A 15,525-nucleotide genomic window follows, 5' to 3' on the forward strand; every position below is an offset into this window, starting at 1 on the left:
TGTCAGGACCTGTACAGCTCTTGGTCTTCGAGCGAACCAAGACGGCTGGGGCGGTTTACTATAGCCGAGATAAACGATTGCAACAGCCACATCCGACGAGCGACCCGTTTGCTGGGCCTCTTCCCGCCGACGAACCGCCGCTCACGGGAACTGGGATGACAGCGGCTTAGAAGGGTGTTAAACGGACTTATACGGATCTATAATGAAGAGGGAAGAGCGCCCACGCACCAATACGGTCGGCGAGATTCCATGACGTTCCAACGTCGATAGGCCACCGCCGACCGTCACAGAACCGAATACCCATGGTCTCACTGCCCCAGTTCGGAGTTTCCGTCCCGCTCGCGTCGATGCACGCGCCAGTTCGGCTCGGTGCGATCCGCACGCCGGATTACCGACTCGACACGCGTGCAATCGTCTCGGCTCTCGTCGGCGATAACGATGTGCTCTCGTCCGGGACGTCACTCTTGGGGCGGACGTCGGCTCTGGAAGTGGCCCTGATCACGGTGCTGTTCTTGCTGGTCAGTAGCCTCGTCGCGATCCGCGTCGCCGAGGGGTTGTCCGACCGAGACATCAATCTGGCCGCACTCCAGTCGCGATCAGCGATCGCAAACGGGTCGTCAGAACCGGATCAACGGCGAGGAACGGACCGCTCACCCACCGACGATCACCAGTCGTTCGATCGGTATATCGCACCTGACACACCATCAGTACTGCTGAGCGACGAGGGGGAGGTCGTCCGCCTGCTCGTCGCAAACGACGGTCGGCTCCGTCAGCACCGGATCGCCGACGAAACCGATTGGTCGAAGTCGAAAGTCAGTCGGCTCTGCTCTCAGCTGGACGCCGACGGGATCATCGAGAAAGTGTCGGTCGGCCGGGAGAACGTCATCACCCTGTCTGACCCGTCGGCCGACGACTCGACCGAGACGGACGACGTCGAGAACCCCGTCGCATAGTCGTTCCGACGACGCCCACCGTTCCCGAATCCGTACGGAAACCCGGGTGGACCCGACTGGCCTACTGACTGTTGTTCTGCACGTTCTCCGACCTCGAGCGGCTGAGCCGGCGATTATCTCCCTGGTAAGCGGTCCGACCGCGGTCGAGACGGGGGTCAGTGTTGCTCGCGGTATCGGGTTGATCTGTTCGCATTCGTCGGATTGATCGCTCCATCTGGTCGCAGTTTCGAACCTGAACCGGATTTTCGAACCCGAAGAATCGAACGAATGGAGAGATTTGTCTGACATTTTAACCCATTTCAGCGACGATTTCAACAGCTGAAACGGATTTCAGCCATATACAACCGATAAGCGGTATCTTATTCGTGGTATAGTAATGGGCCGTACGGACGTTGGAGCGAGTAGTGACCCGGTCCGCCGGCGGTACGGACGGACCAGGGTGTTAGGAAACAATGACACGCACTCCGACCCTCCAGACTGCTGGCTCGAATCGCGTCACGACGACCGCCCGACCGACGGCCCGGTTCGCGCTTCGACGGCCGGCCGGCCGAAGGACGCGTCGTCAGACGCCCGCTCGAGCGGAGGTGAACGGCTGATGTGCGGGATCATCGCCCGCATCGGCCACGGTGACGCGACCGAGACTCTGCTGTCGGGTCTCGAGAACCTCGAGTACCGGGGCTACGACTCGGCGGGGATCGCCGTCCAGAACGGCTCCGGTGTCAAGGTTCGCAAGTGTTCGGGGGAGGTCGACGAGCTCAAGTCGTCGCTCGAGCAGAGCCTCCACGGGAACATGGGGATCGGCCACACGCGCTGGAGTACCCACGGCCCGCCGACCGACGAGAACGCCCATCCGCACACGGACACGGCGGGCGACGTCGCCGTCGTCCACAACGGCGTCATCGATAACTACGACGAACTCCGGGCGGACCTCCAGGCGCGGGGCCACGAGTTCGACAGCGACACCGACACGGAGGTCATCCCCCACCTGATCGATGACTACCGCGAGCAGTTCGGCGACACCGAGCGTGCGGTTCGAGAGGCAGTCGAAACGCTCGAGGGGAGCTACGCGATCGCCGCGATCGTCGACGGCGAGGAGCGCGTCTACGCGGCGCGGGAGGGGTCGCCGCTCGTCCTCGGTCTCGACGACGAGGAGTGGTACCTCGCCAGCGACGTCCCGGCGTTCCTCGAGCACACCGACGAGGTGATCTACCTCGAGGACGGCGACCTGGTCGTCCTCGAGCCCGACGACTACCGGATCACCGACGTTGCGGGGTCGCCGATCGAGCGGTCGGTCGACACCGTCGACTGGGACCCGGAGGACGCGGGGAAAGGCGAGTACGATCACTACATGGCCAAGGAGATCGACACGCAGCCGACGGCCCTCTCGAACACGATCGAGGGCCGCGTCGAAGACGGCAACGTCGCGTTCGAGGACCTGCCGGCGGGGACGTTCGCGGACGTCGAGACCGTCCAGTTCGTCGCCTGCGGCACCTCTTATCACGCGGCGATGTACGGGAACCAACTGCTGCGTTCGGCCGGCGTCCGGGCCGACGTGCTCCGCGCGAGCGAGTACGACCAGACGGCCGGCCCGGTCGACGAGAACACCCTCGTCGTCGCGGTCACCCAGAGCGGCGAGACCGCGGACACGCTCGATGCGGTCCGCAAGGCGACCGACCGCGGCGCTCGTTCGCTGGCCGTCACCAACGTCGTCGGCTCGACGGCCGCCCGCGAGGCCGACGACGCGATCTACATCCGGGCCGGGCCGGAGGTCGGCGTCGCCGCGACGAAGACCTTCTCCTCGCAAGCGGTGACGCTCGCGTTGCTCACTCAGCGCATCGCCACCGACGTGCCGACCGCGACGCCGGTCGAGGACCGCGAGGCGATGCTCGGATCGCTCGCAGATCTTCCCGAACACGTCGAAACCGTCCTCGAGACCACGAACGCCGAGTCCCTCGCCCGGGAGTACTTCGACAGCGACTCGTACTTCTTCATCGGCAACGGCCTGGGTCACTCGGTGGCTCTCGAAGGCGCACTGAAGTTCAAGGAGATCACCTACGAGCACGCCGAGGGGTTCGCTTCGGGCGAGCTCAAACACGGTCCGCTGGCGCTCGTGACGCCGGAGACGCCCCTATTCGCGGTCGCGACCGGCGGCGACGACGAGAAGACGAAGACGAACGCGATCGAGGCCCGGACGCGCGGCGCGCCGATCGTCGCGGTGGCGCCGGACGACCATCCGCTCGCCGACGCCGCCGACTGGCAGCTGTCGATCCCCGACACCCACCCCGTCTGGGCCGGGCTGCTCGCGAACGTCCAGTTGCAACTGGTCTCTTACCACGCCGCCGCCCTGCTCGAGCGACCGATCGACAAGCCGCGAAACCTCGCGAAGAGCGTGACGGTCGAATGACCCCATCCACCGCCGACTAACGCCTTTTCTCGAGCGACGCCCCAACCGACGACAACGAAAGCCGCCGGCTTCCGCTTCGGTATCGATGTAATGGACGAGGAGCCGAACCCGCACTCACCGGACGAGCACAGTTTCGGCGAGATCGATCCCTCGGAGGACGCGACTGCCGGTCAGATACGCACGGTCGCCGTCGACGGACAGCCGGTCGATCCCGTCGTCGTGAGCAGTCGTCGCGGCGCGGAAGCGACCGGCGTCCGGGTCGATCGTCGCGAGGTGTCCGGACGAGGTTCCGACGAGGATCGTTCCGCCGTAGACGGTGATATCGGTGGTGACGCGGCCGTACTCCCACCCCTCGAAGTCGAGTGAGGCGATCTTCTCCCACAGGATTTCCCGGTCGTCGAGATCGATCACACCGAACTGGGAGTTCCCGGCGTCCGTTTCGAGACAGTAAACCAGACCGTCGTCGGTCGCGGCCAGCGACCGGAACGTTCCGGGGTCCTCGGCGGTCCACTCCAGGCTCCCGGCGTTCGCGTCGACGGCGTAGAGCGTACCACTGTTCGTTCCGAACAGGAGGTCCCGTTGGGAATCGAGGACGAAGTTGAACGACGGCCCGCCGACACGGTCGCCGTTGTCGAACTGCCAGACCGTCGAGCCGTCGCGGAGGTCCAGTTTCGCCGTGTTCCGGTGGTCCCCGACGTAGAGGTGTCGGCCGGATCGGAGGGTCCGCGGTGACGTGAATCGATCGGACGACGACCACTGCGGCTCACCGGAGTCGATCCCGTAGGCGGACACGTACTGTCCGGCGACGACCACGGTCTCGTCGACCACTATCGGGCGCGCCGGCGAGAACGCGTTCGTGTCCTCGAACCAGAGACGGTCGCCACCGTCTCGACCGGCCGCGACCAATCGCCCGTGTCGGCCGACCGCGAAGACAGTCTCGTCGCCCACGGCGACGGGTTCCTCGATCGACTGCTCGGACTCGACGTCCCACTCGACCTCGCCCGACCCGGCGTCGATCCGCTCCACCGTGGTACCGCGCGAGACGTAGAGTTCGTCGCCGGTCGTATCGGTGACGAGTCCGGAGACGCCGCCGAAGACATCGTCGGTCCACAGGTAGTGTGACGGTCGCTCCGTTTCGGTCGGTTCCTCCGACGATGTCGGTGTCGTCGTTTCCGCAGACGCTTCGCGCCTCGAGTCTGGAGCGAGCGGGTTGAGTGGCGTCAGTCCAATGGCGGCGCTCACACCGACGCCCGCGGCCGCCCGCACGAGGAACGTGCGGCGGTTCATCGGTCCGGTCCCTCCGTCGCTGGGGTCGCGACCGCGGACTCATCGGACGAGTACCGGGTGTAGAGTCCGATTCCGGGAAGCGAACAGATCGCGAAGACGACCGCTCGTCCGACGGGGCTCTCGACGACGAACGCGCCGCTGAGGAGCCAGGTCAGCACGAAGGCGGCCGCGAGTCCGCTCGCGATCGGTTTCAGGTACGCCGAGAGACCGCGGCCGCTCGCCGAGCGGGTCGACTCGGCACTCGGTTCCGCTGTCGGTAGGGTCGTCTCGCCGACGGTGTCGACCGAGTCGGTTCGGACCGACGGGTCGGTGTCCGCCGTCCGTTCCGGGTTCGTCTCCGCGTCCAGTTGCTCGCGTAGAGTCATCGCGTCGGTCCTTCGGTCGTCCGTTGCGTCGGTGCCCACGCTCGACGATCTCGGCGGCGACGGCGCCGTCGATTGCAGCGAGTTCCCGCTTCGGGCGGCACCGATGCCGTACGTGGTCAGTCCCGAAACCAGGAAGAACGCGCCGCCGCCGAACAGCTGCGACCGCGTTTGATTGGGGCGTTCGTATTCGACCGTCGAGCAGTCCTGTCCGTAGTACGTCGTGTCGACGCACGTCGTGCTCGTCTCCGTAACGGTCGCCGGCTGCGCGAACGCGGCCAGCAGTAACAGGAGTCCCAGTACGATACCGCATCCGCCGATGAACTTGAATGCCATGGTAGTGGGTTCGGAAGCGCCGTTAGATGGCGACGATTGAGAGTACGAACAGCAGGAAAATCGCCAGCACGACCACCGCGAGAACGGCCGAGCCATCGCGGTGATCGGTCGGCGACATGACCTCCTTGCTGTGGTCGCTCGTTCGCTCGTCCAACAGAGAGATCACGTCTTCCATCGGATAGTCGACGAGCGTATCGAGCGTGCGAACGAACTCCAGTACGTACTTCTCCGGGTTCGCACCGACGTTGACAGCGACGTTCTTCTCGCCGGTAACGGTGATCTCCGTCACGCTCTCGCCGACAGACCGGAGGTCGATCGTGAGCGATTCGCCGTAACTCGAGACGATGAAGCCGAACCGGAACCCGGTCTTTGCAGTGATCACGCCGCGGTCAGTGTCGTAATAGGCTTCGATGTCGTCGACGAGTTCGAGCGCACCCTTGACCAGCATGCGAGCTTCTTCGGGCGGTCGCTCCAGCGTTCGTGTGATCACGATATGCCGAGAGTCAGTTTATATTACATATAGGTGTCGATGATCGACGATATCAGGTTGGAAAAGTACAATTATTATACACCTGTCCAGAAATTAATTCGATGGAACGGCGTTGTCTTTTGGCGATACTGACCGACAGAGAGGGTCTCGGCCTCGCTCGATCCGGTCGAGACGCCCCTTCGAAACTCGATAGCGCGTCGTCTCGTCGAACCAAACCGTGCGAGCAGCCGAACGATCGTCGATTCGGCCGCAGCGAGAACAGTGATGGAGAGCGCCGAGGCTGCCACGGTCGGCCCGGTCCGTCGATGGACTGCAGTGAGAGACGCGAGGGTCGACGTCAGTCCTCCTCGAGGGTCAGCCTAATCGTCTTGTCGTTGCCGTTGATCGTGACCGAGTCAGTGGCTGGCTCGTAGTCGTTCGCATTGGCGGTCACCTCGTACTCGCCGTCCTCAAGGTCGAACTCGGCCTTGCCGGTGGCGTCGACGTCTTGTTCACCCACCGTCTCGCTGGAGAAGAACCCGTCTTCTTCGACGGTGACGGTTGCGTCGTCGACAGCGTCGCCCTCGTCGTCCTGGACGACGACCGTCAAGGTCTGCATGCCGTTGGAATCGCTCGCGTTGTCCCCGTCGCTGTCGTTGTCATTATCGTTGTCGTTGTTCCCGCCGCCTCCGTTGCTATCGTTCGAACCGTCATTCGTCGACTCGAGGGTCAGCGTGGTCGTCTTGTCGTTGCCGTCGATCGTGACCGAGTCGGTGGCCGGCTCGTAGCCGTTCGCGTTGGCAGTCACCTCGTACTCGCCGTCCCCGAGGTCGAACTCGGCCTCGCCGGTGGCGTCGACGGTTTGCGTTTCGTTCGAACCGCTTTCGGGAGCGACGGTAACGGTCGCGCCGTCGATCGGTGTGCCGGTGGCGTCCACGACGGTCGTCGTCAGCGTGTGGGTCCCGTCGCCGCCGCCGCCGTCCGTGTCGCTCCCGCTACCGTCATCGTTCGCGTCGGACCCGTCGTCGCTATCGGTCGCTCCGTCGTCGGCGTCGCCGCTGTTGTTCCCGGTGGAGTCGCCGCTGTCGGAACCGACTTCGTCGGAACCGCCGGGTTCATCGGTGCTGTTCGAGTCGCCGGCTTCCGTTTCGTTCCCGCCGGCGGACGCGTTGGAATCGTCGCTCGCAGTGGAACCTGTGTCGTCGGAACCGCCGGAACCGCCCAACTCGTCGGAGACCGATCCGATCGCGCTGTTGATGGACGTTCCGCTCGCGGCGAGTACCAGCCCGAGGGCCAGTAACACGATACCACAGACGGTGAGCAGGATCTGGACGGTTTTCTGCGTCGTTTGATCCTCCGTTTGCCGATTTGAGGTGTTTCCTCTCATAGTTGACGCGGTGACGTTAGGCGTTCCTCGTCGTCCCTGTTCCCGGCGACGGCGACGGCGACCGGTCGCTGATCGGCGAACCGAACGGTCGCGTCCGATCGGTCGCCAGCGCTGTCTCTGCGGCTCGCTCCGGCGTCTGGTCCGAGTCCGACCGCGGCGGCCGGAGCCCGGTGACGGGACCAGCAGGGTGCATTACGTGCCCGTTTAGGACACCAACGGTTCACTATGGCTCTGTTAAGGACACCTATCGCTCCGCTAAACTGTTGTGCTAGCTATAACTACGCCAATAAATCCACTACCCTCGCCCGTATTGGAGCGCGCTCGAGTCCCTCGGTACGCGAAATACGATCCGCATCACCCGGGATCGCGTTCGCGGATCGCCGACTCCGCTCCGGGCGGAGCGTCGCGATCGCGCAGCGTCTCGCGGACCCCCCTCGTCATCTCGATCGAAAACAGGTGGTCTCGGGGTTTTCCAATACGGCCGATAATCCGTTTGCGCGGCTGAAATCGGCCGTTTCGCCCGTACCAACTGTGGTTGCGCGTCTCCGGACAGAACGGTCGTGGCGGGTCACTACCGGCGCAGTTCCGCCGCCTGCTCGAGCTCGAGTCGCACGCGGTTGGCGTCGAACTCGTGGTCGGGACGCAGCCGAACGAAGTCCAGAAACCGTCGCGCTGCGAGTAACTCCTCGGGCTCGTAGACCGACGCGGCCGCACCGACGGCATCGGGGGCGCCGATTCGGGGCTCGAGGACCGCCAGCGCGCAGGCCAGATCGTAGGCAGTGGTCTCGGCGACGCGGTCGTCGTGGACGTTGGTGGCGTCGATGAAGTAGAACTCGCCGTCGCACAGCAGGATGTTCTCCGCGCGCAGGTCGCCGTGGGCCATCCCGTGATCGCGCAGCGTGGCCAGGATCTCGAACAGTTCCGGCGCGCGCTCGGCGACCAGCCAGTCGGGCGCGTCGTCGAGCGAGCGAAACTCGGGGAGGTACTCGAGGACGAGCACGCCGAGTCCGTTGACCTCGAAGGCGTCGATCGGCCGGGGCGCGTTGATGCCGATCTCGCGCATGCGCTCGGTCGCCTCGTACTCGTGTTCGACCATCGCGCGGGGCGTATCGAACCGGCCGAAGAAGCCGTCGGTACCCGCCGACACCGCGCCGACGTTGCGCCCGGCCGTCAACAGCGCGTGGACCAGCGCGTTCTGCCGGGAGACGATCTTGACAAACCACTCGTCGTCGATGACACAGGGGGTCGACAGCCAGTTGTCGGCCTCCAGAAACTCCACGCGGACCGCCTCGCGGTCGTAGCGATCCGCCAGCGTCCGGACCACGCGCTCGAGGCGATCCCACTCGACGGTCCCTCGGGCGAGCCGGCGGATGTCCATACCTCGCATGTGGGAGCTTCGAGGTTAAATGCGTCCCGAACTGTTTTCGGAGCGACGTATCGGCGGTGAATGACAGCTGAGTCGGCGGCTGGCGGGCGAACAGTCGCCGACGCGACCCGCTCGGATCGGAGAGCAGTATTGTTATCAACAGCGCAACTGAACAACAGGGTACGTATGGACGCGATCGACGACCTCGGCGACGCGATCGAGGCCAGTCGGAACTTCCTGACGCCGATACGCCTGGGTACGTGGGTCAAACTCGCGTTCGTCGTCGTCTTCGTGAGTTCGCTCGGGTTCGGCCTCAGCACGTCGGTGCCAGGGAGCGACGCGCTGTCGGTCTCCGGCGATCCGACGGGCGGAGGGTGGCAGATCGAAAACCTCGACGGTGCGGTGCCGACCGACGAAGTCGCCGCGATCGGGCTTGCCCTCGTCGGACTCGCGCTGTTCGCGTGGCTGTGTTACGCGTTCGTCGCCGCCATCATGGAGTTCGTGTTCCTCGAGTCGTTGCGCTCGGACGAAGTCCGCGTGCGGCGGTATTTCGCCGGGAACGTCGGGAAGGGGATCCGTCTGTTCTGCTTTCGCCTCGGACTCTTGCTCGTCGCCAGCGGGCTCGGCGCGGCACCCACTTACTTCGTCGCCGCCGGCGGCGGCAGCCCGACCGACCTCTCGCCGGGGCTGTTCGGACTGTACTCGATCTACGGCTTCGCGCTGTACCTCGGCTATTCGGTCGTGCGCCGCTTTACCGAAGCGTTCGTCGCGCCGATCATGCTCCTCGAGGACCGGGGCGTCATCGGCGCCTGGAGCCGATTTTGGGCGACGCTAACGGCCGACTGGACCGAATACGCGCTCTACCTGGTGTTGTTCTGGTTCCTCTACATCGCGGTCCTGATCAGCGCCTGGATCGTCGTCGGTATCGGGCTCTTCCTGCTCTTGACCCCCATCGTGATCGTGACGTTCGTACTGGTCCTCCTCGGCCCGATCGGGCTGCTGGTGTTCGTCGTCGTCGGTCCGCTCTCGCTCGCGGCCGTCCTGCTGTTTATGGGGTTGATCTGGACGCCGATCGCGACGTTCTTCCGGTACTACGCCCTCCTGTTGCTCGGCGATACGGACGACGCCCTCGATTTCGTCCCCGAACAGCGGGCCGCGGTTCGAGGAACCGACGCCCCCGCAGTCGGTCGGGACGACCACTGGACCGGAACCACTGACGGCCCGTCGCGGCGCGCCGATCGGTCCTCGCGAGACGGGCGAGCGATCGACGACGGCGATCCGTGGGCAGAAACGGATCCCTGGACCGACACCGACGGCGCCGACTCGTGGGACGATTCCGACGGTGTTGATTCCGACTCCGGTCCCGATCGCGACCCGTGGGGCGAGGCGTCGGACTCCGACCGCGAGAGCGATCCGTGGGACGAGACGGACGACTCGAGTGGCACCGATCAATGGGACGACGAAGCCGGAACCGATAGTGACGATCCGTGGGATCGGCCAGTCGAGTCCGGCGAGACGACGCCCTGGGACGAGACGACGGAGTCCGACTTGGAGAACGAGACGAACGGAGCAGACGATACCGACGACGAGAACGATCGAACCTGGTAGCGCAGCGCTCGAGTCCGCGCGTCGACGGTTGTTCGGCCGTCTCGATTCGCCCGCCCGCCTCGAGTCTACGGGCCGCTCGTCACACTCTCCGTACTCCGGCGGTGCGTTTATTCTTCATCCCGGCAAGTGTTGCGTATGGACACGGAACTACCCGACGAACACCGGATGGTCCGGGAGACCGTCAGAGACTTCTGCGAGACCGAAATCGAGCCGATCGCCCAGGAGATCGAGGACGAACACCGGTTCCCCGCGGAGATCTTCGACCAGCTCGCGGACCTCGATATGATGGGCGTTCCCGTCGACGAGGAGTACGGCGGCCTCGGCGGCGACACGCTCATGTACGCGCTGGTCGCCGAGGAGCTCGGTCGCGTCTCGGGCTCGATCGGACTCTCCTACGTCGCCCACACGTCGTTGGCCTCAAAGCCCCTCGAGCAGTTCGGCACGCGGGCACAGCAGGAACGCTGGCTGCGGCCCCTAGCGGAGGGCGAGCACCTCGGCGGCTGGGCGTTGACCGAACCCGACAGCGGCTCCGACGCCTCGGACATGGACACGACCGCAGAGCGCGACGGCGACGAGTGGGTCCTGAACGGGACCAAGCAGTTCATCACGAACGCCAGCGAGGCGGGCTCGATCCTCGTCAAGGCCGTCACCGAACCCGACGCAGGCTACGACGGGATTTCGACGTTCATCGTCGACCCCCATGAGGACGACGGCTTCGAGGTGACGACCGTCTGGGACAAGATGGGGCTAAACGCCTCGCCGACCTGCGAGATTCGCCTCGAGAACGTTCGGCTTCCCGAGGATCGACTACTGGGCGAGGAGGGAGAGGGGTGGACCCAGACCAAGCAAACGCTCGACGGCGGCCGCATCTCGATCGCCGCGCTCTCGACGGGACTGGCCCAGGGCGCCTACGAACACGCAAAGGAGTACAGCAAAGAGCGCGAGCAGTTCGGCCAACCGATCTGCGAGTTCGACGCCGTCCGCGACAAGATCGTCGACATGCACCGCAAGACCGAGCGCGCGCGCCTGCTCACGCACCGCGCGGCCCGCACCTACGGCAAGGGCGAACCCGTGACCCGCGAGTCCGCGCTCGCGAAACTCGACGCCAGCGAAGCCGCCCGCGAGGTCGCCGAGGACGCCGTCCAGGTGCTTGGCGGCTACGGCTACACCACCGACTTCGCGCCCCAGCGGTTCTACCGCGACGCGAAACTGATGGAGATCGGCGAGGGCACCAGCGAGATCCAGCACCTCGTCATCGGACGCGAACTGGGGCTCTGAACGACCCCGAGCCGGAGTCAGGAACGGTGCGACGGTGCGAGGAACGGGAGCGGGAGCGGGTTACTCCAGGGTCTCGAGCAGATCGTCACCGCTCTCGTTGTTCCCGTTGCCGCCGCCGCTCTCTTCGGATCCGGTGTCACTCCCGTCGTCGGATTCGTTGGCGTCGCCGTTGCCGTCGCTCTCGTTTCCGCCGGCGGTATCCTCCTCTTCCTCGGCGTCCGTGTCAACGGCCTCCATGAGCGAGAACACGTTGTCCATCTCCTGGTCCCGGGCGTACTGCGGGTAGACGCCGATGGTCACGAGCAGGTCGTCGTCGGCTTCGACGGCCTCGGTGACGTGGATGTCGACCTCGAGATCGTGCCCGTTGAACGTCGCGTCGGCGCTGAATCTCGATCGCTTCGTCGTCTCGTCGAGGATCGTGATCTCGCCGTCCTCTTCGTGGGAGATGTCGCCGATATCGTCGTAGTTCTCCGCGATCAGATCGACGAGTTCGTTCGTCGACATGTCTTCGACGGGGTTGAAGTTCCGGCCCGCGATCCCGATCTGGGGGGAGGTGAGCACGGTGAAGACGGCGGCGCGCCGGCTCCCGAGCGGCGGAAGTTCCACGGACTTCTCGTGGGTGGTCTTGTAGTTCGTAACGGTGATCGTCTCGGAGTAGGCGCTGACCTCGACCTCCTTTTCGACGACGACCTCGCTGATCGCGGTCTGTTCGTAGCTGGTTTCCTCGCGGACGGCCGGATCGACGCCGGCCGGCGACGATTCGTGGCTGTCCATTCCGACCAGTCCCAGACAGCCCGACAGGCTCGCCAGTCCGACGGCACCGAGTCCACCGAGTAGCGCTCTTCGATTCATTTTCAAAACAATGTGAATTCCGTTCCTATGAATTTATCGGATTTCTTAGATTATGTTGAATCGATAAGATGTTTCGAATTCTCGATTCCGAATTCCGAAACTGCGGTTTTCAGCGACGGAGATTGCCGAATAAATCCGATTCGGCTGGCACCTCGAATCGATCCGACCGGCGGCGGTGAAGTAATGTTACATACCGGAGCAGTACGTATCCGACGACTGCCAATCCGACGGCGACCACGACGTTTCCGAGTACAAGTTGACGGATCGCCACCTGCGCCAACTCGCCGGACAGCGCGTCTCGAGAGGCCACCGAGTCCGATCCCAGTAGGACGGATCCGACGTGAAAACTCGAGAGATACACCGCGGGTTTTACGATTGGGTTGAGCACGGCGACGGAGGCGAAAATCGCGGGTTTGCTGATCCAGGCCTGTAGCGAGACGAGGACGAAAAACAGCCCGACGCCCAGCCCGCCGGTCGGAAGCGCCGTCACGAAGATGCCGATCGCGAAGCTCGCGGCGATCTGATGGGGAGTATGCTCCTCGCGGAACGCGGCGACGAGTTTCCGGCGGACGCGATCACGATACCTGGCGAGCCGTTCCCGAACCATTCGCTTTGTGCGTGGGTTACCAGCGGCGACCAAAAAGATACCGAGAGCGACCGCCCGTTCGCCGGCTCGGTTCCGCGGAAAACCGACGGCTTACGGGAACGAGCCGGCTTCCTCGAAGGAATCGGCGACCCGCTGGATCGCGACCACGTACGTCGCGGTGCGGGGGTTGGCGATGTCGTGTTCCTCGATGGTCTCGACCAGCGAGTCGAAGGCGTCGACGATGTGGTCTTCGAGTTCCTCGTTGACGCGCTCCTCGCTCCAGTAGAAGCGCTGTCGGTTCTGGACCCACTCGAAGTACGAGACGGTGACCCCGCCGGCGTTCGCGAGGATGTCCGGGATCACGAACACGTCCTTGTCCTCGAGGACGGCGTCAGCGTCGGGCGTCAACGGCCCGTTGGCGGCCTCGGAGATGACGTCCGCTTGCACGTCCTCCGCGAGGTCGGCGTCGATGGCGTTCTCGAGGGCCGCGGGGATCAGCAGGTCGACGTCCATCGTCAGGACGTCCTCGTTGGTGATCTCCTCCTCGCTTTCCTCGTAGCCGACGACGCTGCCGGTCTCGTTCTTGTGATTTTTCGCGGCGACGGGATCGAAGCCGTCGGGGTTGTAGATCCCGCCCGAAGAGTCGCTGGCGGCGACGACGGTCGCGCCCATCTCGTCGATCAGTTTGGCGGCGATCCAGCCGGCGTTCCCGTAGCCCTGGACGGCGACGGTCGCGCCCTCGAGGTCCTTGTCGAGGTAGTCGAAGGCCTCGCGAGCGGCGATGACGGTCGAGCGGCCCGTCGCCTCGACGCGACCCTCGCTGCCGCCGCTGGCGAGGTTCTTGCCCGTGATCACGCCCGGTTCGGTGGTGTTCTCCAGGGTCTCGTAGGTGTCTTTGATCCAGTTCATCTCCCGCTGGCCCGTGTTGACGTCGGGCGCGGGGACGTCGCGGTCTTCGCCGATCAGCGGACGGAGTTCCTTCGCGAACGCGCGGGTGATCCGCTCGAGTTCGCTCTCGGAGTACTCGGCGGGATCGATGATGATACCGCCCTTCCCGCCGCCCAGCGGGATGTCGACGGTCGCCGTCTTGTAGGTCATCCAACCCGAGAGGGCCTTGACCTCGTCGCGGGAGACCTGCGGGTGATAGCGGATGCCGCCCTTGTAGGGGCCGCGATCGCCGTTGAACTGCGAGCGGAAGGCTTTGAATCGCTCGAGGCTTCCGTCGTCCATCTCCACCGTGAGGTTCGTCTCGAGCACGCGTTCGGGGTGTTTGAGCCGCTCGATCACGTCGTCCTCGACGTCGAGGTACGCGGCGGCGTCGTCGATCTGGGACTGCAGACTTTCGAACGGGTTGGTACCCTGGGTCATACCCAGTGATTTTCACGACGGGGGGATAAACGTAGCGAATATCTACCATACCTCATGATCGACTATCCACCAAGGTGATTGGTCTCTCCTTGTATTTTGAACGCTCAGTCAGTTCTCGTCGTCGGCCGCCGCTCGCTCCTGGATTCGTTCAGCCTGGGCGATCAGCGGTGCGTCGATCATCTCGCCGTCGACTTCGAAGACCCCGTGGCCTTCGGCGTCGGCCTCGCGTTTGGCCTCGAGGACGCGCTCGGCCCACTCCCGATCGGCTTCGCTGGGAGTGAAAGCCTCGTTGATCGGGTCGACCTGGGCCGGGTGGATCGCCAGCTTGCCGTCGTAGCCGAGCCGGACGGAACGGTCGGCGTCCTCGCGGAGCCGCCGCTCGTCCTCGAAGTCGGTCACGAGCGTATCGATCGCCGTACAGTCGTGGGCAGCGGCGGCGATCACGACGCGCTCGCGCGCATAGAGCACTTCCGTCCCCTCGGCGCTGCGGGTCGCGCCGATATCTGCCGAGAGGTCCTCGGCGCCGAAGACGAGCGCGTCGGTCGCCCGCGCGGCGGCGATTTCCGGAGCGGCGAGGACCCCGGCCGCGCTCTCGATCAGCGCGAAGACGGGCAGCGTGAGGTCGTACTTCGCGATTTCGTCCGCGAGGTGGCGGATGTCTGCTGCCGAGGCGACTTTCGGAGCCATGACGCTATCGAGCCGACGATCGACGTCCGTTTCCGCCGGCTCGAGAACGGTCTGGAGGTCGGCCGCCAGCGCCGAGTCGCCCGCATTGACGCGAACGCAGACCTCGCAGTCGGGATCGAACGCGGGATCGGTGAGCACCTCGCGGACCGACTCGCGGGCCTCGTCCTTTCGTCGGGGTGCGACGGCATCCTCGAGGTCGAACACGATCACGTCCGCTCCGGCGGCGGGCGCCTTGCGAAGCATCTCGGGGCGGTCACCGGGCGTGAACAGAACGCTTCTGCGGACCATACGCTGTGTCCTCGAGCCACGCCCATAGGAATACGTGTGTCAGTGTCACGTCTCGTGGTGACGGTCGTCGCTGCCGAAACGAGCGCGCTTCGAGGTCACGGGGCGACCGGCCGAATCGCCGAATGGGAGTGACGGACACCCCCAGTTCAGAGTGAAAGGAGCAATGGGACAAGAAACGGGCGGTGGACCGTCCTGGTATCGGACGGACCCGTCGTTCAGAGTGAAACGATTCCGAGGGCGTCGGCCCGATTCTGACAGGGAGAGATGACTTTCACTCTGAGCGAGGGGGGGGGG

The 15,525-nt window shown here is 64.8% G+C and carries 14 protein-coding genes; 4 read left to right on the top strand and 10 right to left on the bottom strand.

The window, feature by feature from the left end; translation table 11 throughout:
* Positions 1-302 precede the first annotated feature (302 nt).
* Positions 303-953 carry a helix-turn-helix transcriptional regulator gene (locus tag C477_RS20155; protein ID WP_008896409.1) on the top strand — a complete coding sequence of 217 codons (651 nt, stop codon included), beginning with the start codon at positions 303-305 and terminating at the stop codon, positions 951-953.
* Between the two features lie 595 nt (positions 954-1,548).
* Positions 1,549-3,357 carry a glutamine--fructose-6-phosphate transaminase (isomerizing) gene (gene glmS / locus C477_RS20160; RefSeq protein ID WP_008896410.1) on the top strand — a complete coding sequence of 603 codons (1,809 nt, stop codon included), beginning with the start codon at positions 1,549-1,551 and terminating at the stop codon, positions 3,355-3,357.
* A 114-nt stretch (positions 3,358-3,471) separates the two neighbouring features.
* On the opposite strand, the gene C477_RS20165 is transcribed toward glmS, so the two are convergent.
* The 6 genes from C477_RS20165 to C477_RS20185 form a co-directional block, all read right to left on the bottom strand.
* Positions 3,472-4,644: an outer membrane protein assembly factor BamB family protein gene (locus tag C477_RS20165; protein ID WP_008896411.1), complete on the bottom strand. Its 1,173-nt coding sequence runs from the start codon at positions 4,642-4,644 to the stop codon at positions 3,472-3,474.
* Positions 4,641-5,342 (bottom strand): hypothetical protein, encoded by a 702-nt coding sequence (locus C477_RS20170; RefSeq protein WP_008896412.1) that lies wholly within the window; start codon positions 5,340-5,342, stop codon positions 4,641-4,643. Before C477_RS20170 ends, C477_RS20165 begins: the two co-directional genes overlap by 4 nt.
* 22 nt (positions 5,343-5,364) lie before the next feature.
* On the bottom strand, positions 5,365-5,832 hold the full coding sequence (locus tag C477_RS20175; protein ID WP_239641909.1) for a hypothetical protein: 468 nt from the start codon (positions 5,830-5,832) through the stop codon (positions 5,365-5,367).
* Positions 5,833-6,169: 337 nt separating this feature from the next.
* Positions 6,170-7,198: a carboxypeptidase regulatory-like domain-containing protein gene (locus tag C477_RS20180; protein ID WP_008896414.1), complete on the bottom strand. Its 1,029-nt coding sequence runs from the start codon at positions 7,196-7,198 to the stop codon at positions 6,170-6,172.
* Positions 7,199-7,214: 16 nt separating this feature from the next.
* Positions 7,215-7,391, bottom strand: coding sequence for a hypothetical protein (locus tag C477_RS23890; protein WP_160168028.1), 177 nt, complete (start codon positions 7,389-7,391; stop codon positions 7,215-7,217).
* A 378-nt stretch (positions 7,392-7,769) separates the two neighbouring features.
* Positions 7,770-8,576, bottom strand: coding sequence for an RIO1 family regulatory kinase/ATPase domain-containing protein (locus tag C477_RS20185; protein ID WP_008896415.1), 807 nt, complete (start codon positions 8,574-8,576; stop codon positions 7,770-7,772).
* A gap of 174 nt (positions 8,577-8,750) precedes the next feature.
* On the opposite strand from C477_RS20185, the gene C477_RS20190 reads away from it, so the two are divergent.
* Positions 8,751-10,172 carry a DUF7544 domain-containing protein gene (locus C477_RS20190; RefSeq protein ID WP_008896416.1) on the top strand — a complete coding sequence of 474 codons (1,422 nt, stop codon included), beginning with the start codon at positions 8,751-8,753 and terminating at the stop codon, positions 10,170-10,172.
* Positions 10,173-10,307: 135 nt separating this feature from the next.
* A complete protein-coding gene (locus tag C477_RS20195) occupies positions 10,308-11,450 on the top strand; it encodes an acyl-CoA dehydrogenase family protein (protein ID WP_008896417.1) in 1,143 nt (380 codons plus the stop codon).
* Positions 11,451-11,510: 60 nt separating this feature from the next.
* On the opposite strand, the gene C477_RS20200 is transcribed toward C477_RS20195, so the two are convergent.
* The 4 genes from C477_RS20200 to C477_RS20215 form a co-directional block, all read right to left on the bottom strand.
* Positions 11,511-12,302, bottom strand: a complete 792-nt coding sequence (locus tag C477_RS20200) for a DUF6517 family protein (RefSeq protein ID WP_049914707.1) — start codon at positions 12,300-12,302, stop codon at positions 11,511-11,513.
* A 109-nt stretch (positions 12,303-12,411) separates the two neighbouring features.
* On the bottom strand, positions 12,412-12,909 hold the full coding sequence (locus C477_RS20205) for a DUF2062 domain-containing protein (RefSeq protein WP_008896419.1): 498 nt from the start codon (positions 12,907-12,909) through the stop codon (positions 12,412-12,414).
* Positions 12,910-12,999: 90 nt separating this feature from the next.
* Positions 13,000-14,256, bottom strand: coding sequence for a Glu/Leu/Phe/Val family dehydrogenase (locus C477_RS20210; RefSeq protein WP_008896420.1), 1,257 nt, complete (start codon positions 14,254-14,256; stop codon positions 13,000-13,002).
* Between the two features lie 108 nt (positions 14,257-14,364).
* Positions 14,365-15,231 carry an HpcH/HpaI aldolase/citrate lyase family protein gene (locus tag C477_RS20215; protein WP_008896421.1) on the bottom strand — a complete coding sequence of 289 codons (867 nt, stop codon included), beginning with the start codon at positions 15,229-15,231 and terminating at the stop codon, positions 14,365-14,367.
* Between the last annotated feature and the right edge of the window lie 294 nt (positions 15,232-15,525).

The organism is Haloterrigena salina JCM 13891 (assembly GCF_000337495.1).
Classification (GTDB): Archaea; Halobacteriota; Halobacteria; order Halobacteriales; family Natrialbaceae; genus Haloterrigena; species Haloterrigena salina.

Bases quoted from the DNA above. Each gene is read 5' to 3' on its own strand.
- C477_RS20205 (WP_008896419.1), bottom strand. From the start codon at position 12,909: ATGGTTCGGGAACGGCTCGCCAGGTATCGTGATCGCGTCCGCCGGAAA.
- C477_RS20190 (WP_008896416.1), top strand. From the start codon at position 8,751: ATGGACGCGATCGACGACCTCGGCGACGCGATCGAGGCCAGTCGGAAC.
- C477_RS20215 (WP_008896421.1), bottom strand. From the start codon at position 15,231: ATGGTCCGCAGAAGCGTTCTGTTCACGCCCGGTGACCGCCCCGAGATG.
- C477_RS20185 (WP_008896415.1), bottom strand. From the start codon at position 8,576: ATGGACATCCGCCGGCTCGCCCGAGGGACCGTCGAGTGGGATCGCCTC.
- C477_RS20165 (WP_008896411.1), bottom strand. From the start codon at position 4,644: ATGAACCGCCGCACGTTCCTCGTGCGGGCGGCCGCGGGCGTCGGTGTG.
- C477_RS23890 (WP_160168028.1), bottom strand. From the start codon at position 7,391: ATGCACCCTGCTGGTCCCGTCACCGGGCTCCGGCCGCCGCGGTCGGAC.
- C477_RS20180 (WP_008896414.1), bottom strand. From the start codon at position 7,198: ATGAGAGGAAACACCTCAAATCGGCAAACGGAGGATCAAACGACGCAG.
- glmS (WP_008896410.1), top strand. From the start codon at position 1,549: ATGTGCGGGATCATCGCCCGCATCGGCCACGGTGACGCGACCGAGACT.
- C477_RS20195 (WP_008896417.1), top strand. From the start codon at position 10,308: ATGGACACGGAACTACCCGACGAACACCGGATGGTCCGGGAGACCGTC.
- C477_RS20155 (WP_008896409.1), top strand. From the start codon at position 303: ATGGTCTCACTGCCCCAGTTCGGAGTTTCCGTCCCGCTCGCGTCGATG.
- C477_RS20170 (WP_008896412.1), bottom strand. From the start codon at position 5,342: ATGGCATTCAAGTTCATCGGCGGATGCGGTATCGTACTGGGACTCCTG.
- C477_RS20200 (WP_049914707.1), bottom strand. From the start codon at position 12,302: ATGAATCGAAGAGCGCTACTCGGTGGACTCGGTGCCGTCGGACTGGCG.
- C477_RS20210 (WP_008896420.1), bottom strand. From the start codon at position 14,256: ATGACCCAGGGTACCAACCCGTTCGAAAGTCTGCAGTCCCAGATCGAC.